This is a genomic window from Streptomyces sp. NPDC020958, assembly GCF_055562175.1.
On sequence record NZ_JBVHFU010000025.1, the window covers coordinates 58,976 to 83,588 of the forward strand.

A 24,613-nucleotide genomic window follows, 5' to 3' on the forward strand; every position below is an offset into this window, starting at 1 on the left:
TCCCCCGTGCCGGCGGCCCGCTCGACCGGAGTCGTCCGCTCCGGCGTCGGTGTCCGGTTGAAGCATGCGGCAGCCCGCCGGTGCGGGGGTATGCGTAAAACTGCGTAGGGAACGGGCAGAGAGGACGACGTGTCACACGGGCTGGACAGGGCCTACGAACGCCTCACCGAACTGGCCGTGGCCGCACTGCACGAACGTGAACCCGAGCGGCTCTGGCCACTGCTCGCCGATGCCCTGACCGGCCTGTGCGGCGGCGAGACGCTGATCTACAAGCTGGACGACTGGAGCGAGGGCCGGGGCACACTCGGTATACCTCCGGCCGCCGCCGTCGAGATGGAGCGCCTCGGCGACGAGGCGGTGGCGGTGCTGCGCTCGGGCTATCCCTTCGCCCGGCACTACGCGGCCGGTCCCGCCCGGACCCCGGTCACGGCCCGTCGGCTCGCGGGCCGCGAGTGGACGGCGAGCGCGACCGCCCGGGTGCTCGGTGACGCCTTGGACTTGAACCAGGTGCTGGGGCTGCCGTTGCCGGGGACGGTCGCCCCCATCACAGGCTGCTTGGTCTTCCGCTCCGGTGCGGACTTCACCGACGACCACCTGCGCGTCGCCGAGCGGGCCCAACCGCTGCTGGCCGCCGTCGAGCAGCAGCGCCGGCTGCTGGAGGAGTGGCGGCGGCTGGCCGCCGGGCCGGCCGAGCCCGCGGCGGACTGCGCGCTGACGCCGCGGGAACTCACCGTGCTCCTCCTGCTCACCGACGCGCTGACCGCCGACGCGATGGGCCGCCGACTGGGCATCTCGGTGCGCACCGTGCACAAGCACGTCGAGAACATCTACCGCAAGCTCGGCACCCGCGACCGCATCAGCACGGTGCTGCACGCACAGCGGCTGGGGCTGGTGCCGGCGCCGGAGCGGTCGCCGGTCGACGGGTGCCCGTAAGAGCGGTCAGGTCTTGGACCGCACCGGCCGGAAGTCCGACAGCCGGTCGGTGACCACCACGACGGAGACGAGCGCGCCGGAGACGGCCCGGCCCAGCCGGACCGGCCAGGCGCCGTCGCCGTCGGTGTGGAAGCTCACCAGGTCGCCGCCCGTCCGCCGCGTTCCGCAGGACCGCACGACCGCACGACCGTACGGACGGAAACCGACCTCGAAGCGCCTGGGAAAAACGGTACCGACCACCACTGACAACGGCACGGGCGGGCGGATCTGCGTGACGGGGGTCGCCGGGAATAGCCTGGAGGAGCGGCACCGGGACGGACGGGGGCCTCCCGATGCATTCCCTTTGCCGAGGGGGACGTGGAAGAGGGAGGCGGAGAGCCATGCCCTGGAACCTGAACGGCACGTACCTGGAGAGCTGCAACTGTGACACGGTGTGCCCCTGCACCACCTCGGGCCTCACCGCGCCGGCCGACCACGAGCGCTGCCAGGTGACCTTCGCGTTCCACGTGGACCGTGGGAACGTGGACGGAGTGGACGTCGCCGACCGCAGTGTGGCCGTCTTCATCGACGCGCCGCGGGTGATGGCCGAGGGCGGCTGGCAGGTGGCGCTGTACCTCGACGCCGCGGCCGACGAGGCTCAGGCGGAGGCGCTGGGCAAGGTCTTCTCCGGCCGGGCCGGCGGCCCGATGGCGGCGCTCACCCCGCTGATCGGCGAGGTCCTCGGCGTGCAGCGGGTGCCCATCGACTACCGCGACGACGGCCGCCGCCACGCCGCGCGGGTGGGTGACGCCATCGACATCGAGATCGAGGACCAGGTCGCCCCGCAGTTCGGCGAGGACGGGCCGGTCATGGGTCTGACCGGTGTCTTCCATCCGGTGAGCAGCACGCTGACGGTCGCCCGGTCCACCCGGGCGACCGGCGACGGCGTGTTCGGCCGCTCCTGGGACTTCTCCGGCGGGAACGGACACTCGGCGCCCTTCACGTGGTCCGCGTGACCGGCCGGCCGGCCGCCGTCCGCCCGCGGGCGAGCCCCGCCGCACTGCTGCTGGTCGCCGCGGCGGCCGCCTGGCTCTGGATGGTGACCCGCTGGGGCGGCATGCCGGCGATGCCCGGGACCATGGGTCTGGGCCTGCCCGCCTTCCTGGCCGTGTGGACGCTGATGACGGCCGCGATGATGCTGCCCGCCACGGCTCCCGTCGCCGCGCTGTACGCACGCACCGTCGTCGGGCACCGGGCACCGCGGATGGCCGTCTTCACGATCGCGTACCTGCTGGTCTGGGCCACGGCAGGACTGCCGGCCTACGGGCTGGCCGCCGGCCTGGGCCGGGCGGCCGCGCTTCCCGCCGTGGCGGGGACGGCGGTGGCCGCGGCCGTGTTCGCGGTCAACGGTGTCTACCAGCTCACGCCGCTGAAGGACCGCTGCCTGGCGAAGTGCCGCTCGCCGGTCGGGGCGATGCTGCGCTACGCCTCGTACCCGGGGCGCTCGCGCGATCTGCGGGCCGGACTCCATCACGGGGCGTTCTGCCTGGGCTGCTGCTGGTCGTTGATGGTGCTGCTGGCGGCGTTCGGCGCGATGAACCTGTGGGCCATGGCGGTGCTCACCGCCGTGATCACCGCTGAGAAGCTGGCTCCGGCCGGTCCTTTGGTGGCCCGTGCCGTGGGCGTCGCCTCGCTCGCCCTCTCCGGCGCCGTGTTCTGGGTTCCGGCACTGGCTCCGGGCCTCACCGGGGGCGGTACGGCCGGAATGTAGGACGCCCCCTCAGCCGCTCGCCGGCGTCCACTGGATCCGCGTACTGCACAGGGAGACGAGGACGGCGGCCGTCGCGACGACCCCGAGGCCCCACACCAGGCTGCTCGAACTCGCCACGAAGCCGATGAGCGGTGGCCCGGCCAGCAGTCCCGTCGTGCCCATGGCGGCGACCAGGGACAGCGCCTCCGCACCCTGTTTCGCCGCGGCCACGTAGACGCACGGGGTCACGGCCGCACACCCCAGTCCCACGCAGGCGAACCCGACGAGGGCGGCCGCCGCTCCCCCGGTCACCAGGGCGAAGGCGAGCCCGGCGGCGGCCAGTGCGCTGCCCAGCAGCACCACGCGGCCGTCGCCCCAGCGGCTGCGCCAGCCGTCCGCGAAGAGGCGGGCCAGCACCATCATTCCGGAGAACACGGCGATGCCCATCGGCGCCAGTTCCGCCGACGCCTTGGCGACTTCCCTCAGGTAGAGGGCTGACCAGTCGTTCATGGCGCCCTCGGTCACCGTGCCGAAGGCCATGGCGCAGCACATCCAGAGCGTCATGCGGGACGGCAGGCTCCGTCCGGCCCGGCTCCCGCGCGGCTTCTCGGGTGCGGGTGTCCCGTCCGGGAGCAGACCGGGCCGCGCCAGGGCGGCGAGCAGGACGAGCACCACGGCCGCCACCGCGAAGTGCGCCGTGACGGAGGAGGTGGTCGCGTTCATGCCGGAGGCGAGCAGCGCGGCGAGCAGGGAGCCGGCGCTGAAGGTCGCGTGCAGCCTCGCCATGGCGTTGCGTCCGTAGCGGGTCTCCAGGGCCGTTCCCTGCGCGTTCATGGCCACGTTCAGGCATCCCACGCACACCCCGTCGGCCACCATGACCAGCAGGGCGGCCGGGTAGTCCGGCGCGAGGGCGAGGCCCAGGAGCAGCAGGGTCAGGCAGAGGGCCGACAGCAGGGACAGCCGGGCCGAGCCCAGCCGCCGCATGAGCACCGGCACCAGGGGGAAGGACGCCACGGCGCCGATGCCGGCGGCCATCAGCAGCACCCCCACCTCGGCCGCGGTCAGCTTGAGGTCCGCCTTGACCGCGGGGATCCGCGAGGCCCAGGTGGCGTACTGGAAGCCGAGGGAGCAGAACAGTGCGGCGATGGCGGACCGGCTGCGCCGGAAGGGATCCTGGACAGGGAACACGCGATTCAACTCGTTTCGTCAACTCGGTGCATGTACGCGGGACATGTACACGGCGTCCGCGCCGTATCCGCCCGGAGCGATCCCCGGGTGGGCGGTGAAGCCGCGTGCCGACCAGAACCGCTCGCTGCGGCCCACGGCGATCAGCGAGATCCGCTCGAACCCGCGGGCGCGGGCGGTCAGCAGCAGGTGGTCGAGGAGCCGTTGTCCCAGTCCCCTGCCGCGCAGCCGCTCCGCGACGACGATGTCGTGCAGGTGCAGGTTGGTGCGGTGCCGGTGCGCGGGGGCCGCGGGCTCTTCGGTCCGTTCGAGGGGCGGGTAGGCGAAGGGCGGGTACGGCAGGGCCAGCAGGTATCCGGCCGGCCGCGCGCCGACGTCCAGGACGAAACAGGTGTCCGGTGACGCCTCCGCCCTGGACCGCAGGGCCGCGCGCCCCTCCGTGAGGCCGAGTCGCGTGTAGGCCCGGGCCTCCATCGCGGCGATGACGTCCCAGTCGGCGTCGGCGATGGGGCGGATGCGTACGCCGTCGCCGCTCACGCGCGCCCTCCGCCGACGCAGGTGTACGGGAGGGGGACGAAGCCGTTGAAGCCCTGGGTCGTGTAGCTGATCGCGTAGGCGCCGCTGGAGAGCACCCAGACGGGGTCGCCGGACGCCAGTTCCCGGGGGACGTGGACGAGGGCGTGTCCCTGGGGGTAGGCGTCGTCGCTATCGCAGGTGGGGCCCGCCACCACGGCGGGGACGTGTGCGCCGCCGTGGTGGGTCGGGAAGAGGAGCGGGTACTGCAGCGCGTCCATCTCGTAGAGGCCGTTGAACTTGCCGCAGCTCAGGTAGAGCCAGTACTGGCGCTCGCCGTCCGGGCGGCGCCGCTTCGCCAGGCGGGCCACGTGGGCCCGGACGGCCCCGTGGTCGGCGACGAGGTGGCGCCCCGGCTCCATCACGAACGCGAGGTGTTCGCCGTGGACCTTCCTGAGGTGCCGCATTCCCTCGCGGACGACGGCGAAGATCTTGTCCAGCGGCGGGTCCAGGGGCCGGCCGAACCGGTCGAGGTATCCCATGGCCGGCAGACCGCCGCCGAGGTTGACGTGGTCCAGGACGATCCCGCGCCGGGCCAGGGCGGTCAGGACGTCCGCGAGACACTCGAAGGCGTGGTGCCAGGCGTCCGCCGTCATCTGCTGGGAGCCGACGTGCACGGACAGTCCGGACGGGGTCAGGCCCATCCCGCGGGCGGCCTCAAGGATCCGCACCGCGTCCGCGGGCGAGCAGCCGAACTTGTGGCTCAGTCCCCACAGGGCCCCCTCCCCGCTCGTCGCCAGCCTGCAGAACACGCGGGCGCCGGGGGCGTGGGCCGCGATGGCCGCCAGGTCCTCGACACTGTCGGTCACGAAGTCCCGGACGCCGAGGCGGTGGGCTTCGGCGATGTCCCGGTCGGACTTGACGGTGTTGCCGTAGTGCGTCCTTTCGGCCGGTATCCCGGCGCGCAGCGCCTGGCGCAGTTCGCGGGGGCTGGCCCCGTCGACCCCGGCGCCCTTCTGGGCGAGGCGGGTGAGCACCTCGTCCACCGGGCAGGCCTTCATGGCGAACCGGACTGCGACGCCCGGCAGTTCGGCCCGGAGCGTGTCGTAGCGGCTCTCGATGCCGGCCAGGTCGAAGAAGATCCGGTCCTCGGTGGCGCCCGCCAGTGCGGCGAGCAGCGGTGCGGACGTCATCGTCGCCCTCACCGCCGCCGTGGTACGGGCGTGAGCGCGGCTGCCCGTACCAGCGGCTCCCACGCCTCCGTCAGCAGGGCGAAGTCCTCGATGTCACCGCGCGCCTCGTCGAGGAGGCGTTCGCGGCGCTGCGCCAGGAGATCGGCGAACTCGGCGTAGCGGCCGCCCAGTGCCCGGTAGGAGGCGTCGAGGACGTCGAGCCGTCGGACGTTCTCGCTCCGGTCGAGCCCCGCGCTCCGCCTGGCGAGCCGGGCCACCGCGGACGCGCGCACCTGCCCCGCATCGTCGAGCAGCGACGCGCCGGACCGCGCCATGTGGTCGTAGACGTGGTGGAAGTACAGCATCGAGAGCAGGAACTTGACGAAGCGCAGCTGGTACGCGGTGAACCCGGGGCCGGTGCGGCGTTCGCCGGTGTAGAAGTTGACGATGTTCCGGTTGTGCAGGACGCCCGGCAGCGCGGCGTCGTGGACCAGGTGGATCAGGAAGTAGTCGCTGCCGATCGTGTCGGTGGCGGGCGGCAGGGGCACCCGTTCGTGCACGCCGTGGAAGGCGATGTTGCACATGTCCACGCGCATGGGGTCGACCAGGGTGAGGATGGCGTGGTCCGTGGTGAAGGCGTCCGTGCCGGCGCCCCGGAAGGACTCGTCGACGAGTTGTCGCTTCTGTTCGTCGGACCAGTGCGGGGGCGCCCACAGGCCGACCATGTCGTGGTAGACGGCGGGGTCGGTGCGGAGTATCTCGCCGATGTCCACGGACAGTTCGCCGACGAAGGAGCTTCCGACCATCGCGACCCGCCGGTCCATGTGGTCGGCGGCCAGGGCGGTTTCGGTGACGTGGCGGGCGGCGTCGGCAGCGCGGCTGCCGAGTGTCAGCAGTTCGTGGTGGACGGGGTACACGGTCTCGCCGTCCACCACCTGGTACCGGCTGTCGGAGTCCCTGCGGTGGACGGACTCACAGCCGAGCGCGGCGGCCAGGAGGAAGGCGCGGTTGGTGCAGGCGCCGTAGGAGAGGCCTGCCGGGAGCATCAGGTCCAGCAGGAGGTCGGGTTTCATGGCGCCGGAGCGGTCGATCGCGCGCCGCAGGAAGTCCCGCTGCCGTGCCTCGTCGAGGTGGTGTACGACGATCCGCGGATCCGGCGGTGTCCGGCGCACGGCCTCGGCGTGCTGGGCGTGGGCCGGTCCCGTGCAGGAGTCCAGGATCAGCAGGTGCACCTCGATGTCGAAGTGCCGGACGGCGTAGGCCGCTTCACCGGCGACGGCGGTGATCGTGGCCGCGCAGGGCCTGTTGGTCGGCAGGGTCAGGCAGATGCGGCGCATGTCTCTTCTCCGGCCGGCGGCGTCGTCGCGTCGGGGTCCGCCCCGGTCCAGGACGTGAGGCCCAGCAGCCTGGCGCCGAGTTCATTCAGCGAGGCGCGCCCGTACCGCAGGGACTCGTGCCGGGTGGCGTCACCCAGCAGCGTCCCGTTCCAGTCGGGCGTGGCGAGCGTGCGCCACGACTCGACGCGGGAGCGCCGGAGCGTCTCGTGGGTCTCCAGCGCCGGCATCATCGACAGGTACTGGACCGCGCGTACCTGTCGGTCGGCGGTGTTCGGTGCCACCCCGTGCGCCAGCAGGCCGTTGAAGATCAGCAGGTCGCCGGCGGCCAGTTCCGGGCGCACCACGGGGAACTCGGCGCGGTCGATCCTGGGCCGGATCGGGTCGCGGTCGGCCGGCTGGAACACCTTCCACTGGTCGAACCGCTTGAACAGCTCCGGGCAGCACTGGAAGCCGCCGAGTTCCGGTGTGGTGTCGGTCAGGGCGATGATCCCCTGGACCCGCTGCGGCAATACGCCGAGCGTGGTGTCGACGTCCCAGTGGAGTTCGATGTCGAAGCCCTCGTCCGTGCGCGGGATCAGGGCGCGGTCACGGTTCTTGATGTTGGGCGGGTTGAGGTTGAGCCGGTCGAGGGTCACCCACAGTTCTTCGCAGTCCCAGACGTCGACGAACGCGTCGTAGACCCGCCGGGTCTGGCGGTTGTCCCAGATGAGCTGGTGGTGGTAGGCCTCGACGAAGCCGTAGATGTGCAGTTCCCGGTCGAGGTCGGAGCGGTATTCACGCTCCTGGTACCAGGTCTCGGGTCGCTCGGGGTCGAGTCCCTGGAACTCCCAGGCGAAGTCCAGCAGTCGACGGGCCGCCGGGGCGGGGACGGCCTGCTTGACCACCACGTAGCCATAGGTCTGCCAGAAGGCGAAGTCCTCTTCGGACAGGACGCGCAGGGGACGGGTCTTCTTCAGGTCCCGCAGGGGTGTCGGGGCGAGGTAGGTCTCGCCGTCCGAGCTGAAGTAGGGGGTGTCCGAGGGGGCTCGATGGAGATAACGGTCAGTCGTGGGCATACGGTGCTCCACACCTCGTTCTCGGGGACCGGCGACCCCAAGCGGATCGCCGACTGCGCGGCGCGAGGGGCGGACACCGTTCCGGCAGGGTCACTGCACCACGGGCCACACCAGCCCCTCTTCGAACTCGCGTGCAACCAACTTGGACTAGACCAACTGGCCCTGTCAAACACCCCAGTTGAGGACGCCTTTTCGCCAACGCGGCTCGATCCCGGCCCACTTGACACGTGCGGCTAGCCTGAGCGGGAACCCATTGGTCTGTACCAACAGAAGGGGCATGCGCGATGGTCTCCAGCACGCACAGCCAGGAGTTGCGCCGGCTGGCACGCTCCGTCCTCCAGCCTGGCTTCGTGGGCACCGAGGCCCCGGACTGGGTGCTGCGCGAGATCGGCGACGGGCTCGCCTCGGTCGTGCTCTTCTCCCGCAACATCGTCACGCCCCGGCAGGTCGCCCGACTCACCGGTCGACTCCGCGCGGAGAATCCTGAGTTGATCATCGCCATCGACGAGGAGGCCGGCGACGTCACCCGGATCGAGTCGGCCACCGGCTCCACCCGGCCGGGCAACTTCGCACTCGGAACCGTCGACGACACCGAGCTGACCGAGGCGGTCGCCGCCGACCTGGGACGGCAACTGCGCGCGGCCGGTGTGAGCCTCGACTACGCACCGAGTGCCGACGTGAACTCCAACCCCGACAACCCGATCATCGGGGTGAGGTCCTTCGGTGTCGACGCCACGGTGGTGGCGCGGCACACCGGGGCCTGGATCCGGGGACTCCAGTCGGCCGGTGTCGCCGCCTGCGCGAAGCACTTCCCCGGCCACGGCGACGTGGCCGTCGACTCCCACCACGGCCTGCCCGTGTACGACGCCGACCGCGCGCGGATCGCCGAGCAGGCCCTGCCACCGTTTCGCGCCGCACTCGACGCGGGCGTCCGCGCGGTGATGAGCGGCCACCTGCTGGTCCCCGCCTACGACCCCGAACTGCCCGCCACCCTGAGCCGGCGCATCCTGGACGAACTGCTGCGTCAGGAACTCGGGTTCGAGGGAGTGGTCGTCACCGACGCCATCGAGATGGGTGCCGTGGCAGGCCCCTACGGCATCGGCGGGGCCGCGGTCAGGGCCGTCGCCGCGGGTGCCGACGCCGTCTGCGTCGGCGGCGAGAACGCCCAGGAGGCCACCGCGGTCCAGCTCGTGGACGCCCTGGTGGACGCCGTCCGCTCGGGTGAGCTCCCGGCCGAGCGGCTCGCGGAGGCGAGCGCGCGGGTCCGGGAGTTCGCGGCCTGGTCGGCGGCGCTCAGCCCGGCCGGCGCCACCGCCTGGGACGCCGGTGGCATCGGCTTCGCCGCGGCCCGCCGCGCCATCCGCCTGACCGGGGCCGTGCGCCACGTCCTGCCCCTGGTCACCGCGCCGCACGTGGTGGAACTGGCACCCAGCACCAACCTGGCCATCGGTGCGGAGACCCCGTGGGGCGTGGCCGCCCCGCTGGGCGAACGACTGCCCGGGACCACGTCCGCCCGGGTGTGCCACGAGGACCTGCGCACCGGCGCCACCGCGCTGGAGGCGCGGGCGCTGGCACCCGCGTCGGGACGGCCGCTGGTCGTCGTGGTCCGCGACGCCGCCCGGCACGCCTGGATGGCACGGGCCCTCATGGAACTGGTCGCCGCCCGGCCGGACGCGATCGTGGTGGAGATGGGCCTGCCGGGCACCGTGGTCCCCTCGGCCGCCCAGATCTTCACCCACGGCGCCACGGCCGCCTCCGGGATCGCCGCCGCCGAGGTACTTGCGGGTGCCCTTTAGTACAGACCTGAGTGCACCATCCTTGCCCCCGAGCCGGCCGGCCGCGACACTCGCCACCCCGGCCGCCGTTGTCGATGGAGGCCCAGCCCATGGCGTCGGTGTCGTCACCCCTCTGCTCCGTCTCCGAAGCAGATCGACGGCGCACCGCCGGGCACCGACAGCCGCACGCCCAGCAGCACGTTTGTGGGTGCTCCTCTTTTGGCCAGAGGTTGTAGCCGCCCGATACCTCGATGTTCTGAGCGGTAACCCAGCGGCTCCCGTCGGAGACCGGTGAAGCGATCATGCCGCCGATGTCGTCGGGTTCACCGACCCGGCCAAGTGCGGTTCTCGCGGCGAGGGCCGGAACAACCTCAGGGATCCGGGTGAAGGCATCATCGGCGATCCGGGTGCGGGTCGATCCCGGCGAGACCGCGTTGACACGGATGCCCCGCGTGCTGAATTCCTTGGCCATGTATCGCGTCAGCACGACCAGGCCGCCCTTCATCGACGCGTATGCCGCATAGCCGGGCTCCAGGCGGGCCGTCGCCGCCGCGTTGCTGCTCGTGTTGACGATGGCCCCGCCGTCCGCCATCAAGGGCAGCAGCCTCTGCGTCAGGAAGTAGGGTCCCTTGAGCAGGACCCGCATGAGGCTGTCGAACACCTCCTCGGTCGTGTCCTCGATCAACGACGTCGCCGCGAAACCGGCGTTGTTGACCAGGTAGTCGAAGGTGTCGCGCTGCCAGGTGTCGCGCAACAGGCGAGACCGCCACCCTGGCGGCCTTCCGCGACACGGTGGCCGACGTGCCCTCCTTGCGGGTTGCTGCCATAGGTCAGGATGACTCCGGTTCCGTCATCGAACGAGCAGTTCATCCGCACCAAACTGGACGACGGGACACCGGTCACCTACGCCGTGCCGTCGCCGGGCCACTGAGCCGCCGGACTCACCCCGGCGGGGGCCGCCGTGCGCCGTGTGCGCCGAGCGGCCGACCGGGGTGACGGCCCGAGCTGCCGCCCCGCTCCGGGGCGCGGTGCCCGTGACCGCTCAGGCGCAGCCCCAGGCCGACATCCCCTGGATGGCCGCCAAGCGTCTGGCCACGGCGATCTGCTCCCTGCGCGTGGCCCGGTCGGCCCGGCTCGCGTACTTCAGACCGCCGGCCGCCACCCAGCTCGACTGCTTGAACTGCAGCCCGCCGAAGTATCCGTTGCCGGTGTTCGCCTTCCAGTTGCTCCCGGACTCGCACGCGGCGATGGTGTCCCAGTCGGCAGTGCGGTCGGCGGGCAGGGCGGTCGCCGTCGGTCCGCCGGCGAGAGCCGCGACGACAGCCGAGGTGAGCAGCGCCGTGCGCAGTCCAAGCGGTGAGGTGCGACGACGAGGCGCGGTCACGCCGATAGGATCTTGATGCCACATGCACACACGGTTACATACTATGTACTTTTAGTAGTGTAGGCGCACTGCGGCCGACACCCTGATGGCGCACCAGACCTGCCTCGGACCGGCACCTGGTCGCGTTTCGTGCGACGACCAAACCACACCGGAGCGTTGCGGTGCGGTTGCGTCGTGAGATGGGCTGCGCCGACGCGGCGAGGCGGTCGGTGCCTCATGCGGTCCGGGTTCCTGCGATCGCGCGCCCGACGCTGACACGACACCCGGGCCGGTCTTCAGCTCCGTTCCCGGCGAGGGGACGGATCCGGCGGGAAGGCCAGGCCGGTGACGGTACCGGCCTGGACGATCGGGCCGTACCGGGTGCCGCCGGAGACGGTGTTTCGCACCGTTGCCAGGCGGCCCGCTGCGGCGCCCGCCACTCGGCGCAGCGACGCTCCGAGAGCACTCAGGTCCTCGCCGGTGAGCGGCCCCCGTTTCCACCAGCCCGCAGAGACGGCTTTGTCACTCGGCCGGCGCGTCGTAGAGACCAGCCTCGCGGTCAGCGCGTGGGCGCTCCCGGCCGGCCCGGAGTTCGGCCATACGTTCCGCCACACCGTTCCCCTCGTCGTAGACGGTCTCGAAGATCATTCCGTCGCCGAACCTCTGCAGGAACCACTCCCCGACATACGCATCCAGTAGCCGCGCCCGTATCAGCGGTGCAGGCCGGCAGTCCTGCGCGCTCGGCCACCCCTTGTTCCGGGCAGGTGCAGACGTATCGCGGCGGCTGATCGCGGGAGGTCTGCGTGTACAGCCGGTTGTGGCACTGGCCGCACTGCGCCAACTCCGTGAGCACGTCATTTCGGTTGCTACGGCGGCCGATTCAGGGCGCCTGCCGGGGAACCAGGGCCTTCTTCAGAGCCTCGTACGTCGGTCGATCCCATCGGGATCAGCCAGGATGCGACGGGTCACCGTACGAATGACAGTCGAGGCATGCGGATGCAGGATGAGTGATCGATCTTGCCGCCCATCACGGTCCGCACGTACGGGAAACCGTGGGAGGGCTTCCCCTTCGGGCGTCCCGCTGCCCGCATCTTCTCCGTAGCGTTGCGGTTCCGTCGCTGGATGCCCCGCACTTCCGGTGACGAGCAGCTTCCCTTCGTCGCGCATCTTGTAACCGGTGTGCAGGCCACCAACCCGTCGTACGGGCCCTTCTCATCACGAAGCCAAGGGCCCGGTTTCGGCCGGGTCATCGGGTCGGTGGCGCCCGACACCTCCCAGTCGTCGGCCCAGCCGACGATGTGGCCCCCGACAGACGCGGCGGCGGTCAGCACATCCTCGCGTTGCCGCTCCGGAGACGACGTGGCGAGCTTCATCCGCGGCAGGCGCCGCACTCCGAGCAGGCACTTTCCGCATCCGCCGTAGGAGCGTTCGATCATGGTCAAGCGGCCACACCCAAGATGATCTTACTCAGCCCAGGAAACTCAGTCGAACCTTACGGTTGACATTGGAGATGTTGGTGTCGACCAGGCACACCGACTGCCAGGTGCCCAGTTCCAGACGGCCGTCGATCACCGGGAGGGTGGCGTGCGGGGGCACGATCGCCGGGAGGACGTGGTCGCGGCCGTGGCCCGGGCTGCCGTGCCGGTGCTGCCAGCGGTCGTCCGCGGGGAGCAGGGTGTGCAGCGCCGCCAGCAGGTCGTCGTCGCTGCCGGCGCCGGTCTCGAGGACCGCGATGCCGGCCGTGGCGTGCGGCACGAAGATGTTCAGCAGTCCGTCGCGGCCGTCCGCCGTCTCGCGGAGGAAGGCCTCGCAGTCGGCGGTCAGGTCGACGACCCGCTCCCGCGAACCGGTGGCGACGTTGAGTACTCGTGTGGTGAAGGCATCCGACATGCCTCCATCCTGACCCATCCACCGGCCCGCCCGGCCGAGTGGCGGTGCGGCCGTACGGGAAGATCCGCGCCCACTCCTTGGTTGGCACGAGCGTGAACAGCGTGAGCGAGGTCGAGGTGGTCGTCATCGGCGCCGGTCAGGCCGGTCTGTCCAGCGCCTATCATCTGCGGCGCACCGGCTTCGCGCCGGACCGTGACTTCGTGGTCCTGGACCGCTCCCCCGCTCCAGGCGGCGCCTGGCAGTTCCGGTGGCCGTCGCTGACGTACGGCAAGGTGCACGGGATGCATGCGCTGCCGGGCAAGGAGCTGACCGGAGCCGATCCCGCGCGGCCGTCCGCGGAGGTCGTCGGTGCGTACTTCGCCGACTACGAGCGCACCTTCGACCTGCGGGTACGACGGCCCGTCGACGTCCGTGCGGTGCGCGCGGGCGAGGACGGCCGACTGCTCGTGGAGACCGGCTCCGGGAACTGGTCCACGCGGGCGCTGATCAACGCCACCGGCACCTGGGAACGGCCGTTCTGGCCCCGCTATCCGGGCCAGGAGACCTTCCGCGGGCGCCAGTTGCACACCGCCCAGTACGCCGGACCCGAGGAGTTCGCCGGCCAGCGCGTGGTGGTCGTCGGCGGCGGCGCGTCCGGCACCCAGCACCTGCTGGAGCTCGCGCCGTACGCGGCGGCCACCACCTGGGTCACCCGGCGTCCGCCGGTGTTCCGCGAGGGGCCCTTCGACGAGGGCGCGGGCCGGGCCGCGGTGGCGCTGGTGGAGGAGCGGGTACGGCAGGGACTGCCGCCGCGGAGCGTGGTCTCGGTCACCGGGCTGCCCCTCAACGACGCGATCCGGCAGGGCCTGCGGGACGGCGTCCTCGACCGGCAGCCGATGTTCGACCGCGTCACCCCGGACGGGGTCGACTGGAACGACGGCCGGCACGTGGACGCCGACGTCATCCTGTGGGCCACCGGTTTCCGGGCCGCCCTCGACCACCTGGCGCCGCTGCGGCTGCGCGAGGCCGGCGGCGGGATCCGGGTCGAGGGGACCCGGGCGGTCGCCGACCCGCGTGTCCATCTCGTCGGTTACGGCCCGTCGGCCAGCACCATCGGTGCCAACCGCGCGGGCCGCGAGGCCGTCCGGGACATCAGGCGGCTGCTGGCCGGGGAACCGGTCGCGGCCTGACGCGCCCGCGGCGGCTCAGTGCGGCCGGCCAGAGGCGGAGGGCTGCTGCGCCCGGCCGCGCAGGGCGTTGAACTCGGCGACGTTGCGCTGGTGTTCCGCGTAGTCGGCGGTGAACCTCGTGTCGCCCGGCTTGACCGTGACGAAGTACAGCCAGTCGCCGGGTGTGGGGTTGAGGGCGGCCCGCATCGCGTCCTCGCCCGGGTTGTCGATCGGTGTGGGCGGCAGGCCCATGCGCTGGTAGGAGTTGTACGGGCTGTCGCTGCGGGTGTCCGCCACGGTGGTGTCGAGGGTCCTGCGGTCGAGGCCGTAGTTGAGGGTGGCGTCCATCTGGAGCGGCATACCGCGCTGCAGCCGGTTGAAGACGACCCGTGCCACCTTCCCCATGTCGGCCTTGTTCGCGGCCTCGGCCTGCACGATGCTGGCGACGGTCACCGCCTGGTAGACGTTCATCGCGTCGCGCTGGGCGCCCGCCGCGAGGGGCGCTTTGTCGAACCGCTGGTGGGCGGTGTCGACCATGGACCGCAGCACGGACTGCGGGGTCGCGCCCCGCGCCACCGGGTAACTGGCCGGGAAGAGGTAGCCCTCCGGGTTGCCCTCCGCCTCGCCGGGCAGATTCAGGCCCGCGCTGCCGACGGACTGCCTGGTGGTGCCTGCGGGGAGGGCGAGGGCCTTGTCGACGGCGTCGTACACCTGGGAGGCGCGCCAGCCCTCCGGGACGACCAGGGTCGTGGGCCTGTCCGCTGCGCCGTGCGGGGTCAGCAGGGGCACCACCACGGCCGCGCCGGCCGCGACGAGACCGGCCGCGACGAGGGTGAGCCTGCCCCGGGGCGTCAGCCGGATCGCGTTCCGTCGGCGCGGCTTGCGTGCCGGAGAGTTCATCTGCATGCGGGCACATTAGCCCGCAGAAACCACCAAACCCGGCATATCTTCAGCTTGTCGGCGGAGCCCCGTCCTCACGCCGCCGACTGCCCCGCCGTCTCCAGTCGGGCGTCCCGGCGCACCAGGGCCGCGTACCGCCCGTCGAGTTCCAGCAGTTCCTCGTGCGTGCCGCGTTCGGCCACCCGCCCGGAGTCGAGGACCACGATCTGGTCGGCACCCCGGACCGTGGACAGCCGGTGGGCGATGGTGATCGTCGTGCGGTTGGCCGACAGGGCGTCGATGGCGTCCTGGACCGCGTGTTCGGTGCGGGTGTCCAGAGCGCTGGTCGCCTCGTCGAGGATCAGGACCGGCGGGTCGCGCAGGATGGTGCGCGCGATGGCCAGCCGCTGCTTCTCACCGCCGGAGAAGCGGTGACCGCGCTCGCCCACGATCGTGTCGTAGCCGTCGGGCAGGGCGGCGATGTGCTCGTGTATCTGCGCCGCGCGGGCCGCCGCGTGCAGTTCCTCGTCGGTGGCGTCCGGCTTGGCGAAGCGCAGGTTGTCGGCGACCGAGGCGTGGAAGAGGTACGTCTCCTGGGAGACGACGCCGACCGCACGGGCGAGGGTGTCGAAGTCGAGGTCACGGACGTCGACACCGTCGAGGGTGACCCGCCCGCCGGTGACGTCGTAGAGCCGGGGCACCAGGTAGCCGAGCGTGGACTTGCCGGCGCCCGTCGGTCCGACGACGGCCAGGCTGCCGCCGGCCGGGACGGTGACGTCGATGCCGTCGAGGACGGGGCCGCCCTTGTCGTCGTAGCGGAACTCGACCTTCTCGAAGCGGACCTCGCCCTGCACCCGGTCGAGGTGGACGGGCTCGGCCTGCTCGGTGATGTCGATCGGCAGGTCGAGGTATTCGAAGATGCGCTGGAAGAGCGCGAGGGAGGTCTGGATCTGCACTCCGGTCGCCAGCAGGCTCACGGCCGGGCGGAACAGGCCCTGCTGGAGGGAGACGAAGGCGACGATGGTACCGAGCGAGATCTGCGAGCCGCCCGTCCGCAGCGCCATCCCCGCCGCCCAGTAGATGACGGCAGGCATCGCCGCCATCACGATCGTGATCACGGCCATCCGCCAGCGGCCTGCCATGTTCGACCGCACCTCCAGGTCGACGAGCTGCTCGGACTCGTCGGCGAAGGAGGCGGTGAGCGAGTCGGCACGGCCCATGGTGCGGCCGAGCAGGATGCCGCTGACGGAGAGCGACTCGGTGACCGTGGCGGCCATCGCGGCCATCTGCTTCTGGCGCTGGGTGGTGATCTTCTTGCGTTCGTTGCCGACCCGGCGGCTGATCCACACGAAGACCGGGAGCAGCACCATGGAGACGACGGTGAGCCGCCAGTCGAGGGCGATCATCGCGACGACCGTGGCCACCACGCCGGTCAGGTTCGAGACCAGGGACGTGGCGGTGGAGGTGACGGTGGCCTGCATGCCGCCGATGTCGTTGGCGATGCGGGACTGCACCTCACCGGTGCGGGTGCGGGTGAAGAAGGCGAGCGACATGCGCTGCAGCCGGCCGTACACGGCGGTGCGCAGGTCGTGCATGACGCGCTGGCCGACGGTGGTGGATATCAGCGTCTGGAGGACGCCGAAGACGCTGGTGAGGACGGCACTGAGGATCATGCCCAGCGCGAGCAGGCTGAGCAGTCCGGTGCGGCCCTGCGGGATCGCGGTGTCGAGGACCGCCTTCAGCAGGAAGGGGGTGGCGACGGACACCAGGGAGGCGGCGCCGACCAGCAGGCCGACGACGGCGAGGCGCCCGCGGTAGGGGCGGAAGAGGGCGAGGATGCGGCGCACCTGGCGGGGTTGCCCGGCCGGAGCGCCGTCGGGGGTCCAGTTGATCTCGTCTCGGGGCATGGCTCCTACGGATGGGGTGCGGTGAGTACGGACTCACGGAGGATAGCTCACTGTTACCTATGCTCACAATGAACATGGTCCTGATATTGTTCCCGTATGAGCATCCCCGATCCAGACGGCCCGCTCGCCGAACAGCTGCTGCGCCTCACGCGCCGCGTGTGGCGCATCCAGAAGCGCCACCTCCAGGCGCGCGATCTGGGTGTCACGCCGGCCCAGTCCCGACTGCTGCGCACCCTCGCGCACTACGACGCGCCCCCGCGCATGGCCGATCTCGCCGAGCGCCTCGAAGTGGTGCCGCGCGCGGTGACGACGCTGGTCGACGGCCTGGAGGCGAGCGGACAGGTGCGCCGGGTGCCGGATCCGACGAACCGCCGGGTGACCCGGATCGAGATCACGGACGCGGGGCACGCGACCCTGAGCGAGCTGCACGCGGCCCGGAAAGCGGCCGCGGCGGAGATCCTGGCACCGCTGTCGCCGGAGCAGCGGGAGGCGCTGGGCGGGCTGCTGGACACGCTGGTCGACAATCCGGTGGCGGCGAAGCACTGCTGAGGCGCGCCCCAGGCGGCTCCCTCCCCGGAAGGTCCGGGAGGGAGCCGCCTGGGGCGCAGGGCCGTCGGTCAGCTGTCGAGCACCGGCTCCTTGGCCGGCGCCTGCTCCGGCTCCCGCTCCCGATCCCCGTCCGGCTCCCTGACCGGCTCCGCGCCACCGCCCAGCACCTTCTTCGCCCGCTCGACGTCCAGCGCGCCCTCCCAGCGGGAGACGGCGAAGACGGCGACGCAGTTGCCGAGCAGGTTGGTGACGACACGCATCGAGTCCATGATGCGGTCGACGCCGAGCAGCAGGGCTACGGCGCCGGCCGGGATCGCGCCGAGCGAGGAGGCGGTCGCGGACAGCGCGAGGAAGGCCGAGCCGGGAATGCCGGCCATGCCCTTGCTGGTGAGCATCAGCACCAGGACGACGGTGATCTGCTGTCCCGCGCTCAGGTCGACGCCGACGGCCTGGGCGATGAACAGGGTGCCGATGGACAGGTAGAGCGAGGCGCCGTCCAGGTTGAAGGAGTAGCCGGTGGGCAGCACCAGGCCGACCGCGTCGTCCCGCGCGCCCGCCCGGCGCAGCTTCTGCATCACGCGCGGCAGCACGGACTCCGTGGAGGCGGTGCCGAGCGCGAGCAGCAGCTCGGCACGGATGTAGCGGACGAACCGCCAGAGGCTGAGCCCGGTCAGCGCTTTGAGGGCGACGGCGAGCAGGGCGACGAAGAGCGCGGCGGCAGCGTAGCACAGGACGATCAGCTTGGCGTAGGTCTCGATCACTCCGAGCCCGTACTGGCCGATCAGGACGGCCATCGCACCGAAGACGGCGATCGGGGCGAGGCGCATCACGAAGCCGACGATCGCGAAGATGACCTCCTGGGCCTGCTCGACGGCCGGCAGCACCTGCGGCACCCTGGTGTGCCCGAGGTGCAGCAGGGCCGCGCCCACCAGACAGGCCAGCACGAGCACCTGGAGCAGGGAGTTCTCGGCGAAGGCGCCCATGAAACTGGTCGGCAGGGCGTTCAGGACGAACTCCGTCGTGGAGGGCAGCGACCCGCCGCCCGTCTTCGCGTCGACCGCCTTGGCGCTCAGCGTGGCCGGATCGACGTGCATGCCGGAGCCGGGCCGGACGACATTGGCGGCGACGAGTCCGATGACCAGCGCGAGCGTGCTCGCCACCTCGAACCAGATCAGCGCCTTGAGCCCGATCCGACCGAAGGCCTTCAGATCACCGGCCTTGGCGATGCCGACGACGACCACGCAGAACACCAGCGGGGAGATGATCGTCTTGATGAGCCGGGTGAAACCGTCGCCGAGCGGCTGGAGGTCCGCGGCGAAGCCGGGCCACAGTCTCCCGACGACGATTCCGAGCACGAGCGCGCAGGCGACCTGCGCGAAGAGAGAGGTACGCAGCATGCGTGCGACGCGTCGCGGCAGGGACGGTACGGACTGCGGCACGGGCACTCCTTGTGGGGGTGTCGACTCGCGGAAGCCGAGCGGGACTTCTGCGATACGGAAAGCGACTTCCGTGCCGATCACTCTGAAGGCCTTCTTGCTCCCGTCCGAAACCGCGGTGTGTCAGCAAGGTAAATCCCGTACCGAGTGACGCATCGCACACCGCTCGGTTCAGCAGCCGCTGTGATCCTCCGTCAGCACCCCCTGTGCGGTGGCCAGCGAACGGTCGTAGCACCCGTCCGGCCCGTACCGCCGGTAGCGCTCGCCTGACTTCCCGACGGCGTGCCGCTGGTCGCGGGGCACGTCCAGGAGGTAGGAGGCGTCACCGCGGTAGGAGTCGTCCGACCACGACCAGCCGCCTTCGGGCCCAAGGACCGCCGCCCGGTCGCCGAGGGCGAGTTCGGTGCGCAGCCGGTGGTCCGTGCCGACGGTGACGGCGCCGTTCATGGTGTACGTCAGCCGGGTGCGCGTCGTCCGCGGGCCGCCGCCCGCCCGCACGGTGACGCTCTGGTCGTCCGTCCAGGTGGCGTCGAGGGCGTCGGTCGTCTCACCGTCGTTCCAGCGGTGCACGGAGGTGTTGGCGAGCGTCCGGCTGACGGTGGTGGTGACCCGGCCGTGCGAGGTGTCGACGTATCCGGAGACGGTGAGCCGGTGCCCGGCGTCGGTGTCGACCCGGTTCTCCCCCGTACCCGGCGTGTAGACCGAGGAGTTGACGGGCTCGGAGGCGGTGGTCCCGGTGAGCGCGCCGGTCACCCGGGCGCGGTGGGGGTCCTGCCAGACCAGCACGTTCACCGGGGTGCTCCAACCGGCCTGGCCCTCGGGCACGCCGGCCACCGAGACCCCCACCCGGTGCGGGCGGCCGTCGTTCAGGAGTCCGGCGAACGGGGTCAGGTCGTATTCGATCGGCTTGACGTCGAAGGCCCCGGGGGCCGGGACGACGTACCAGAGGTAGGGGTTGGACCAGCCGCCGGTCCACACGTTCGGGAACGGCGCGGCGATGCCGGCCGGCCGTCCGTCGACCTCGATCCGCACCTCCCGGTAGGGCCCCTTGTCCGCCTTGCAGGAGTACGACGCCGGATCGGCCACCGTCAGGTACCAGAACTCCTCGCAGCCGCCGCCGGACCCGGTGGCGTACACCTCGGCGACGATGCGTTCGCTGTTGCGCGGGGTGGTGAGGGTGGTGCCGCCGTCGGCGAGGGTGAGCACCTTGTCGGGCGGTGCGGCCTCCGGGCGTCCCGCGTAGAAGGTGAGGGTGACCTTGACGTCGATGACGCCGGTGTAGGTGTCGTCGACGACGTTGCCGATGAGCATCTCGACGTCCCGGGCGCCGCGGAAGGTGTCGCTGTAGCGGGTGACGTCCTTCTCCACGTGCCACTCGATGCCGTCCGGGGAGGGCTCGGGGGTGGAGGTGCGCAGCACCTCGACGCCGCCGACGTGCAGATAGCCGAGCCGGTCGTACTGACGACCCTTCACCTTGCCGTCCAGCCGCAGCACCACCTTGCTCCAGTGGTCGCCGCACCCCCGCGGGGGCGTGTACGTGCCCCGATACGGCGTGAAGTCGCGGAACTGCGCCTCCGCCAGCGTGACCCGGCAGGACCTGGCGTGCTCGGGCACGGAGACCGGCGGAGCGGCGGTGACCGGGTCGTGCCAGTCGGTGCCGAACTCGGCGGGCACGTCGGCCGCGCGGGCGGCGGAGGCACCCGTGCCGAGCAGCGCGCTCGCCAGGAGGGTCGCTCCGGCAAGCATGGACATGACGATCCGTCTTTTCATGCCGGTGTTCTACGGGGAGTCGCGGGCCGACCGCAATGGGCGGACCGGCCGACGATCACACCGCCACCGCGCACCGCGCCCGGGACGCATCCGATGCAGACATATAGTGCTATGACCTGACTCTGGTGCCACAGTGCTGCCATGCAGATCACGACCGCTCGTGTCCGCCGCGCGGCCCTGGCCCTCGCCCTCGGCGGGGCCGTCGCCCTCACCTGCGACACCGTTCTCGCCGACCTCCCGCGCGAGCGTCACCGCTCCCCCGCTCCCGGCCCCTCCGGCCTCGCCCCCGCCCCGGGCGCCCCCGGCATCGGCGACCCCCTCATGCCGCTGGACGGCAACGGCGGTTACACCGTCCGGCGTTACACGCTCGACCTCGACTGGCGGGCACCCCGGACGCCCTTCCCGGCCGGCACCACCATCGCCGCCACCGCCACCCAGGACCTGTCCCGCTTCGACCTGGACTTCGCCGGCAACACCCTGCACCGGGTCACCGTCGACGGCGCACCGGCCACCGCCGTACGCGACGGGGACGAACTCGTCGTCACACCCGCGCACCCGATCCCGCACGGCGGCGCCTTCACCGTCCACGTCACCTACACCGCCGACCCCACCGGACGGCGGCAGCGCAGCGACGCGATCCGGGAGTACGGCTGGGTGCCCACCCGCGACGGCACCCTGATCTACGCTCAGCCCGACGGCGCCAAGCTGGTCTTCCCGGTGAACGACCACCCCAGCCTGCGCGCCCCGGTCACCTTCCGCATCACCACCCCGCCGGGTCTGCGAGCGGTGGCCAACGGCCGGCTCGTCGACCGCACCGGGCAGCCGGGCGGACGGGTGCGGTGGACGTACGACTCCGAGGAACCGATCGCCGCCCAGCTGGTCCAGGTGGCCATCGGGAAGTTCACGTTCGCCGACGGCAGGGGCCCGCACGGGCTGCCCCTGCGGGACGTGGTGCCGGACGGCCTGGTCGCGGACACCGGGGCCGCCCGCGCGCGCACCCCGGACCACCTCGCCTGGCTGGAACGGCGACTCGGCCCGTACCCGTTCCACCGCTACGGCCTGCTCGTCGGCGACACCGACCTGCCGGTGGCCCTGGAGACGCAGTCGCTGTCCGTCGTACCGAAGGACGACCTGCTGGGCGACCCGGTCGACGCCGAACGCAACCTCGTCCACGAACTGACCCACCATTGGACGGGTGACAGCGTCGCCATCCGGCGCTGGTCGGACCTGTGGCTGAGTGAGGGTCATGCCCGGTACTACGAACGGCTGTACTCCGCCGAGCACGGCGGGGTCGGCATGGCGGACGCCATGCGGGCCGCGTACGAGCAGCACGACCAGTGGCGTCACGACGACGGCGCGCCCGCCGAACCCACGGAGCCGACGCTCTTCAAGGTGATGCGGTACGACGGCTCGGCCCTGGTGCTGTACGCCCTGCGGGAGAAGGTCGGTGACGAGGCGTTCGACCGGATCGAGCGCGCCTGGGTGACCAGGTACCGGGGCCGCGCCGCCGGCACCCGGGACTTCGTCACGCTCGCCTCCGAGGTCGCGGGCGAGGACCTGACGCCCTTTCTGACCCCTTGGCTGTACGGCCCGGTCACTCCCGCGATGCCCGGTCACCCCGACTGGCACGTGGACCCGGTCGAGGACTGACAGGACGCCCCCGGGTGCCGCCCCCGACCCGCGTCCGGATGCCGGAGCGGTGCCCGCCGACCGGGTGGCCTCTGACGGAGCGCTGGTCCACCCGGTCGACGTTCGGCGCGCCGTGCCGCGCCGGGCACGGAAACGTACGAGGGGTGACATGACGGCGACTCCTCTGCCCTGGTTGCGGCGAGCGTGGTTGGAGACCCTCAGCAAGCGGTTGGAGACCCTCTGGTATGAGAAGAACTGTCGCTCCACGTGTGCCCGGCGCCCTGCGGACCTGCCGTCTGACGGCCTGCCTGATCGCGGCCGCGCTGCTGCCACCCCTGCTGATCCTTCCGGCCTCCGGCGCCGACGACACCGAGGACCAGCGCCTGCAGAACGCCTTCACGGACGCGGCACGCGAGTTCCACGTGCCGCGCAGCGTGCTCATGAGCGTCTCGTACATGCAGTCACGCTGGGACGCCCACCCGGGCACCCCGAGCGTCGCAGGCGGCTACGGGCCGATGCACCTGACGGCCGCCGACCACGGCGGCGCCCCCACTCCGGCGCCGGGCGCGCAGGCGCCGGGCGGCCGGTCCGACGACCCGCTCACGGGGACGGCGTTCACCGCCGTCGGCCACGCCGTGCAGCCCGCGAGCCTGGAACGCGCCGCACGGCTGATCCGGGTCCCGGCCGGACAGCTGCGGACGGACGCCGTCGCCAACGTGCGCGGCGGCGCGGCGCTGCTGGCCGCCGCACAACGGCATCTCGGCAAACCGCTCAGTACCCGCCCCGAGGACTGGTGGCAGGCGGTGGAACGTTTCCCCGGTACCCGGGACGTGACCTCGGCGGCCACCTACGCGAACGACGTCTTCGGCCTGATCCGCCGGGGCGCACACCGGACCACCGCCGAGGGGCAGGAGGTCACCCTGCCCGCCTCCCCCGGCGTCAGACCGCATGCCGGCCCGCCGGCGGCACCGCGGCCGAAGAACGTCGAGTGCCCGCCCGAGCTGTCCTGCGACTGGCTCGCCGCGCCCTACGAGGAGATCGACGACGACGGCGACTACGGCAACCACGACCTCGCCGACCGGCCTCGGGACCAGCGGATCGAGTACATCGTCATCCACGACACCGAGTCGACGCTGCCGAACATGTTCAGGACCGTGCAGGATCCGACCGAGGCCTCCTGGCACTACTCCGTCCGCTCCAGCGACGGCCACATCACCCAGCACGTCAGGACGAAGGACGAGGCCTGGCACTCCGGCAGCAAGTTCGTGAACGCCCGCTCCATCGGCGTCGAGCACGAGGGGTTCCTCACCCATCCCGGGACCTGGTACACGGAGCAGATGTACCGTTCCTCGGCGCGCCTGGTCCGCTTCCTGGCGAAGAAGTACGGCATCCCCATGGACCGGCAGCACATCTTCGGCCATGACAACGTGCCGGCGCCGACCGCCGACTCCATCCCGGAGATGCACGAGGACCCCGGCCCCTTCTGGGACTGGCGGCACTACTTCGACCTGCTCGGCGCCCCGCTGAAGGCGACGGCCGGACCGGACAGCCCGATGGTGATGATCCTGCCGGACTACGCCACCCACAAGCCCCGTTACACGGGGTGCGAGGGCGACGGCAAGCGGTGTCAGCCGCACGGCTCCAGCGCCGTGCGGCTGTACACCCGGCCGGACGAGAGCGCCCCGCTGATCCAGGACCCCGGCCGCAGGCCGGACGGCGAGGACTCCACGGAGGACGTCAGCGATCTCGGGTCACGCGTCTCCACCGGCCAGACGTTCGCCGTCGCCGACCGCAGCGGCGAGTGGACGGCGATCTGGTACCAGGGCCGCAAGGCGTGGTTCAAGAACCCCACGGCGCACCCGACGGCCGTCGGTGCGAGCGGCCGCATGGTGACCCCGAAGGAGGGGCTGGCGGAGATCCCGGCGTTCGGGCGCGCCCTCCCGGAGGCGGACGCCTACCCGGAGGGGGTCGAGGAGGAGGAAGAGGCGCCGCTGCCCTACACCATCCGGGCGGGCCAGCGGTACGTGACCCAGTCCGGCGTCGGCGGTTCCTACGTCGACAGGTCGACTTTCTCCGACGTACCCCAACCGGTGGTACTGGGCCACGAGAGGTACTACGAGATCCAGCTGGGCCACCGCCTCGCCTACGTCCGGGCGAACGACGTGGACCTGCTGGACACGCACGGCACGCCGTCCCACTAGGACGGCACCGAGGTGCAGCCGTGGGGGGGGGGCCCCCCCCCCCCCCCGGCGCGGCCCCCCCGGGCCGCCGGAGCGGCGCCGACCCCAAAAACAGAATTAATTTAGTCCACAACCACGCCGCCCAACTAGCGCCGGGTGACCC

23 protein-coding genes are annotated in these 24,613 nt (G+C 71.7%); 8 read left to right on the top strand and 15 right to left on the bottom strand.

All coding sequences use genetic code 11. The annotated features are described in order from the left end of the window. Positions 1–129: 129 nt before the first annotated feature. Positions 130–933: a LuxR C-terminal-related transcriptional regulator gene (locus tag ACZ3KP_RS39195; protein ID WP_467505719.1), complete on the top strand. Its 804-nt coding sequence runs from the start codon at positions 130–132 to the stop codon at positions 931–933. Between the two features lie 6 nt (positions 934–939). Here ACZ3KP_RS39195 and ACZ3KP_RS39200 read toward each other — a convergent pair whose 3' ends face one another. Further along, on the bottom strand, positions 940–1,071 hold the full coding sequence (locus ACZ3KP_RS39200; RefSeq protein ID WP_467505721.1) for a hypothetical protein: 132 nt from the start codon (positions 1,069–1,071) through the stop codon (positions 940–942). A gap of 242 nt (positions 1,072–1,313) precedes the next feature. Between ACZ3KP_RS39200 and ACZ3KP_RS39205 the strand changes: the two genes are divergently transcribed. Together ACZ3KP_RS39205 and ACZ3KP_RS39210 are read left to right on the top strand one after the other, a co-directional pair. Further along, the gene (locus tag ACZ3KP_RS39205) at positions 1,314–1,928 is read left to right on the top strand and encodes a DUF1326 domain-containing protein (RefSeq protein WP_467505723.1); all 615 of its coding nucleotides are present in this window, start codon (positions 1,314–1,316) and stop codon (positions 1,926–1,928) included. Beyond that, a complete protein-coding gene (locus ACZ3KP_RS39210; RefSeq protein WP_467505725.1) occupies positions 1,925–2,683 on the top strand; it encodes a DUF2182 domain-containing protein in 759 nt (252 codons plus the stop codon). The genes ACZ3KP_RS39205 and ACZ3KP_RS39210 overlap by 4 nt, the downstream gene beginning before the upstream one ends. 9 nt (positions 2,684–2,692) lie before the next feature. Here ACZ3KP_RS39210 and ACZ3KP_RS39215 read toward each other — a convergent pair whose 3' ends face one another. From ACZ3KP_RS39215 to ACZ3KP_RS39235, 5 genes are read right to left on the bottom strand one after another with little or no spacing between them, the layout of a single operon-like run. Next, the gene (locus tag ACZ3KP_RS39215) at positions 2,693–3,850 is read right to left on the bottom strand and encodes an MFS transporter (RefSeq protein WP_467505727.1); all 1,158 of its coding nucleotides are present in this window, start codon (positions 3,848–3,850) and stop codon (positions 2,693–2,695) included. Positions 3,851–3,868: 18 nt separating this feature from the next. Beyond that, positions 3,869–4,321, bottom strand: coding sequence for a GNAT family N-acetyltransferase (locus tag ACZ3KP_RS39220; protein ID WP_467505762.1), 453 nt, complete (start codon positions 4,319–4,321; stop codon positions 3,869–3,871). Between the two features lie 59 nt (positions 4,322–4,380). Further along, a complete protein-coding gene (locus tag ACZ3KP_RS39225; RefSeq protein ID WP_467505729.1) occupies positions 4,381–5,553 on the bottom strand; it encodes a type III PLP-dependent enzyme in 1,173 nt (390 codons plus the stop codon). A gap of 8 nt (positions 5,554–5,561) precedes the next feature. Continuing rightward, positions 5,562–6,869, bottom strand: a complete 1,308-nt coding sequence (locus ACZ3KP_RS39230) for a DUF6271 family protein (RefSeq protein ID WP_467505731.1) — start codon at positions 6,867–6,869, stop codon at positions 5,562–5,564. Next, positions 6,851–7,924, bottom strand: coding sequence for a phytanoyl-CoA dioxygenase family protein (locus ACZ3KP_RS39235; protein WP_467505733.1), 1,074 nt, complete (start codon positions 7,922–7,924; stop codon positions 6,851–6,853). The genes ACZ3KP_RS39230 and ACZ3KP_RS39235 overlap by 19 nt, the downstream gene beginning before the upstream one ends. A 284-nt stretch (positions 7,925–8,208) precedes the next feature. On the opposite strand from ACZ3KP_RS39235, the gene ACZ3KP_RS39240 reads away from it, so the two are divergent. After that, complete coding sequence (locus ACZ3KP_RS39240) at positions 8,209–9,720, top strand: glycoside hydrolase family 3 protein (RefSeq protein WP_467505735.1); 1,512 nt, start codon at positions 8,209–8,211, stop codon at positions 9,718–9,720. Here ACZ3KP_RS39240 and ACZ3KP_RS39245 read toward each other — a convergent pair. The 5 genes from ACZ3KP_RS39245 to ACZ3KP_RS39265 form a co-directional block, all read right to left on the bottom strand. Next, on the bottom strand, positions 9,656–10,453 hold the full coding sequence (locus ACZ3KP_RS39245; RefSeq protein ID WP_467505737.1) for an SDR family NAD(P)-dependent oxidoreductase: 798 nt from the start codon (positions 10,451–10,453) through the stop codon (positions 9,656–9,658). The two genes, ACZ3KP_RS39240 and ACZ3KP_RS39245, sit on opposite strands and share 65 nt — an antisense overlap. 288 nt (positions 10,454–10,741) lie before the next feature. Next, the gene (locus tag ACZ3KP_RS39250) at positions 10,742–11,107 is read right to left on the bottom strand and encodes a transglycosylase family protein (RefSeq protein WP_467505739.1); all 366 of its coding nucleotides are present in this window, start codon (positions 11,105–11,107) and stop codon (positions 10,742–10,744) included. Positions 11,108–11,584: 477 nt separating this feature from the next. Next, on the bottom strand, positions 11,585–11,710 hold the full coding sequence (locus ACZ3KP_RS39255; RefSeq protein ID WP_467505741.1) for a hypothetical protein: 126 nt from the start codon (positions 11,708–11,710) through the stop codon (positions 11,585–11,587). Positions 11,711–12,027: 317 nt separating this feature from the next. Further along, positions 12,028–12,504, bottom strand: a complete 477-nt coding sequence (locus ACZ3KP_RS39260) for a recombinase family protein (RefSeq protein ID WP_467505743.1) — start codon at positions 12,502–12,504, stop codon at positions 12,028–12,030. Between the two features lie 25 nt (positions 12,505–12,529). Next, a complete protein-coding gene (locus ACZ3KP_RS39265; RefSeq protein WP_467505745.1) occupies positions 12,530–12,952 on the bottom strand; it encodes a secondary thiamine-phosphate synthase enzyme YjbQ in 423 nt (140 codons plus the stop codon). Positions 12,953–13,044: 92 nt separating this feature from the next. Between ACZ3KP_RS39265 and ACZ3KP_RS39270 the strand changes: the two genes are divergently transcribed. Beyond that, positions 13,045–14,121, top strand: a complete 1,077-nt coding sequence (locus tag ACZ3KP_RS39270) for an NAD(P)-binding domain-containing protein (protein ID WP_467505747.1) — start codon at positions 13,045–13,047, stop codon at positions 14,119–14,121. A 15-nt stretch (positions 14,122–14,136) separates the two neighbouring features. On the opposite strand, the gene mltG is transcribed toward ACZ3KP_RS39270, so the two are convergent. Both mltG and ACZ3KP_RS39280 read right to left on the bottom strand, forming a co-directional pair. Next, positions 14,137–15,006, bottom strand: a complete 870-nt coding sequence (mltG, locus tag ACZ3KP_RS39275) for an endolytic transglycosylase MltG (protein WP_467505749.1) — start codon at positions 15,004–15,006, stop codon at positions 14,137–14,139. Positions 15,007–15,074: 68 nt separating this feature from the next. Next, positions 15,075–16,886 carry an ABC transporter ATP-binding protein gene (locus tag ACZ3KP_RS39280; RefSeq protein WP_467505751.1) on the bottom strand — a complete coding sequence of 604 codons (1,812 nt, stop codon included), beginning with the start codon at positions 16,884–16,886 and terminating at the stop codon, positions 15,075–15,077. Between the two features lie 96 nt (positions 16,887–16,982). Between ACZ3KP_RS39280 and ACZ3KP_RS39285 the strand changes: the two genes are divergently transcribed. Further along, positions 16,983–17,435 carry a MarR family winged helix-turn-helix transcriptional regulator gene (locus ACZ3KP_RS39285; RefSeq protein ID WP_467505753.1) on the top strand — a complete coding sequence of 151 codons (453 nt, stop codon included), beginning with the start codon at positions 16,983–16,985 and terminating at the stop codon, positions 17,433–17,435. A gap of 68 nt (positions 17,436–17,503) precedes the next feature. Here the strand turns inward: ACZ3KP_RS39285 and ACZ3KP_RS39290 are convergent, their stop codons facing one another. Both ACZ3KP_RS39290 and ACZ3KP_RS39295 read right to left on the bottom strand, forming a co-directional pair. Continuing rightward, positions 17,504–18,874: a cation:dicarboxylate symporter family transporter gene (locus tag ACZ3KP_RS39290; RefSeq protein ID WP_467505755.1), complete on the bottom strand. Its 1,371-nt coding sequence runs from the start codon at positions 18,872–18,874 to the stop codon at positions 17,504–17,506. Positions 18,875–19,042: 168 nt separating this feature from the next. Next, positions 19,043–20,641 (bottom strand): peptide-N4-asparagine amidase, encoded by a 1,599-nt coding sequence (locus ACZ3KP_RS39295; protein ID WP_467505756.1) that lies wholly within the window; start codon positions 20,639–20,641, stop codon positions 19,043–19,045. Positions 20,642–20,782: 141 nt separating this feature from the next. On the opposite strand from ACZ3KP_RS39295, the gene ACZ3KP_RS39300 reads away from it, so the two are divergent. Both ACZ3KP_RS39300 and ACZ3KP_RS39305 read left to right on the top strand, forming a co-directional pair. After that, positions 20,783–22,291 carry a M1 family metallopeptidase gene (locus ACZ3KP_RS39300; protein WP_467505758.1) on the top strand — a complete coding sequence of 503 codons (1,509 nt, stop codon included), beginning with the start codon at positions 20,783–20,785 and terminating at the stop codon, positions 22,289–22,291. Between the two features lie 224 nt (positions 22,292–22,515). After that, positions 22,516–24,471 (top strand): N-acetylmuramoyl-L-alanine amidase, encoded by a 1,956-nt coding sequence (locus tag ACZ3KP_RS39305; protein ID WP_467505760.1) that lies wholly within the window; start codon positions 22,516–22,518, stop codon positions 24,469–24,471. The last annotated feature ends 142 nt before the right edge of the window (positions 24,472–24,613 follow it).

Bases quoted from the DNA above. Each gene is read 5' to 3' on its own strand.
- ACZ3KP_RS39205 (WP_467505723.1), top strand. From the start codon at position 1,314: ATGCCCTGGAACCTGAACGGCACGTACCTGGAGAGCTGCAACTGTGAC.
- ACZ3KP_RS39220 (WP_467505762.1), bottom strand. From the start codon at position 4,321: ATGGAGGCCCGGGCCTACACGCGACTCGGCCTCACGGAGGGGCGCGCG.
- ACZ3KP_RS39225 (WP_467505729.1), bottom strand. From the start codon at position 5,553: ATGACGTCCGCACCGCTGCTCGCCGCACTGGCGGGCGCCACCGAGGAC.
- ACZ3KP_RS39230 (WP_467505731.1), bottom strand. From the start codon at position 6,869: ATGCGCCGCATCTGCCTGACCCTGCCGACCAACAGGCCCTGCGCGGCC.
- ACZ3KP_RS39235 (WP_467505733.1), bottom strand. From the start codon at position 7,924: ATGCCCACGACTGACCGTTATCTCCATCGAGCCCCCTCGGACACCCCC.
- ACZ3KP_RS39240 (WP_467505735.1), top strand. From the start codon at position 8,209: ATGGTCTCCAGCACGCACAGCCAGGAGTTGCGCCGGCTGGCACGCTCC.
- ACZ3KP_RS39250 (WP_467505739.1), bottom strand. From the start codon at position 11,107: ATGTGGCATCAAGATCCTATCGGCGTGACCGCGCCTCGTCGTCGCACC.
- ACZ3KP_RS39255 (WP_467505741.1), bottom strand. From the start codon at position 11,710: ATGATCTTCGAGACCGTCTACGACGAGGGGAACGGTGTGGCGGAACGT.
- ACZ3KP_RS39265 (WP_467505745.1), bottom strand. From the start codon at position 12,952: ATGTCGGATGCCTTCACCACACGAGTACTCAACGTCGCCACCGGTTCG.
- mltG (WP_467505749.1), bottom strand. From the start codon at position 15,006: ATGCAGATGAACTCTCCGGCACGCAAGCCGCGCCGACGGAACGCGATC.
- ACZ3KP_RS39280 (WP_467505751.1), bottom strand. From the start codon at position 16,886: ATGCCCCGAGACGAGATCAACTGGACCCCCGACGGCGCTCCGGCCGGG.
- ACZ3KP_RS39285 (WP_467505753.1), top strand. From the start codon at position 16,983: ATGAGCATCCCCGATCCAGACGGCCCGCTCGCCGAACAGCTGCTGCGC.
- ACZ3KP_RS39295 (WP_467505756.1), bottom strand. From the start codon at position 20,641: ATGAAAAGACGGATCGTCATGTCCATGCTTGCCGGAGCGACCCTCCTG.
- ACZ3KP_RS39300 (WP_467505758.1), top strand. From the start codon at position 20,783: ATGCAGATCACGACCGCTCGTGTCCGCCGCGCGGCCCTGGCCCTCGCC.
- ACZ3KP_RS39305 (WP_467505760.1), top strand. From the start codon at position 22,516: ATGAGAAGAACTGTCGCTCCACGTGTGCCCGGCGCCCTGCGGACCTGC.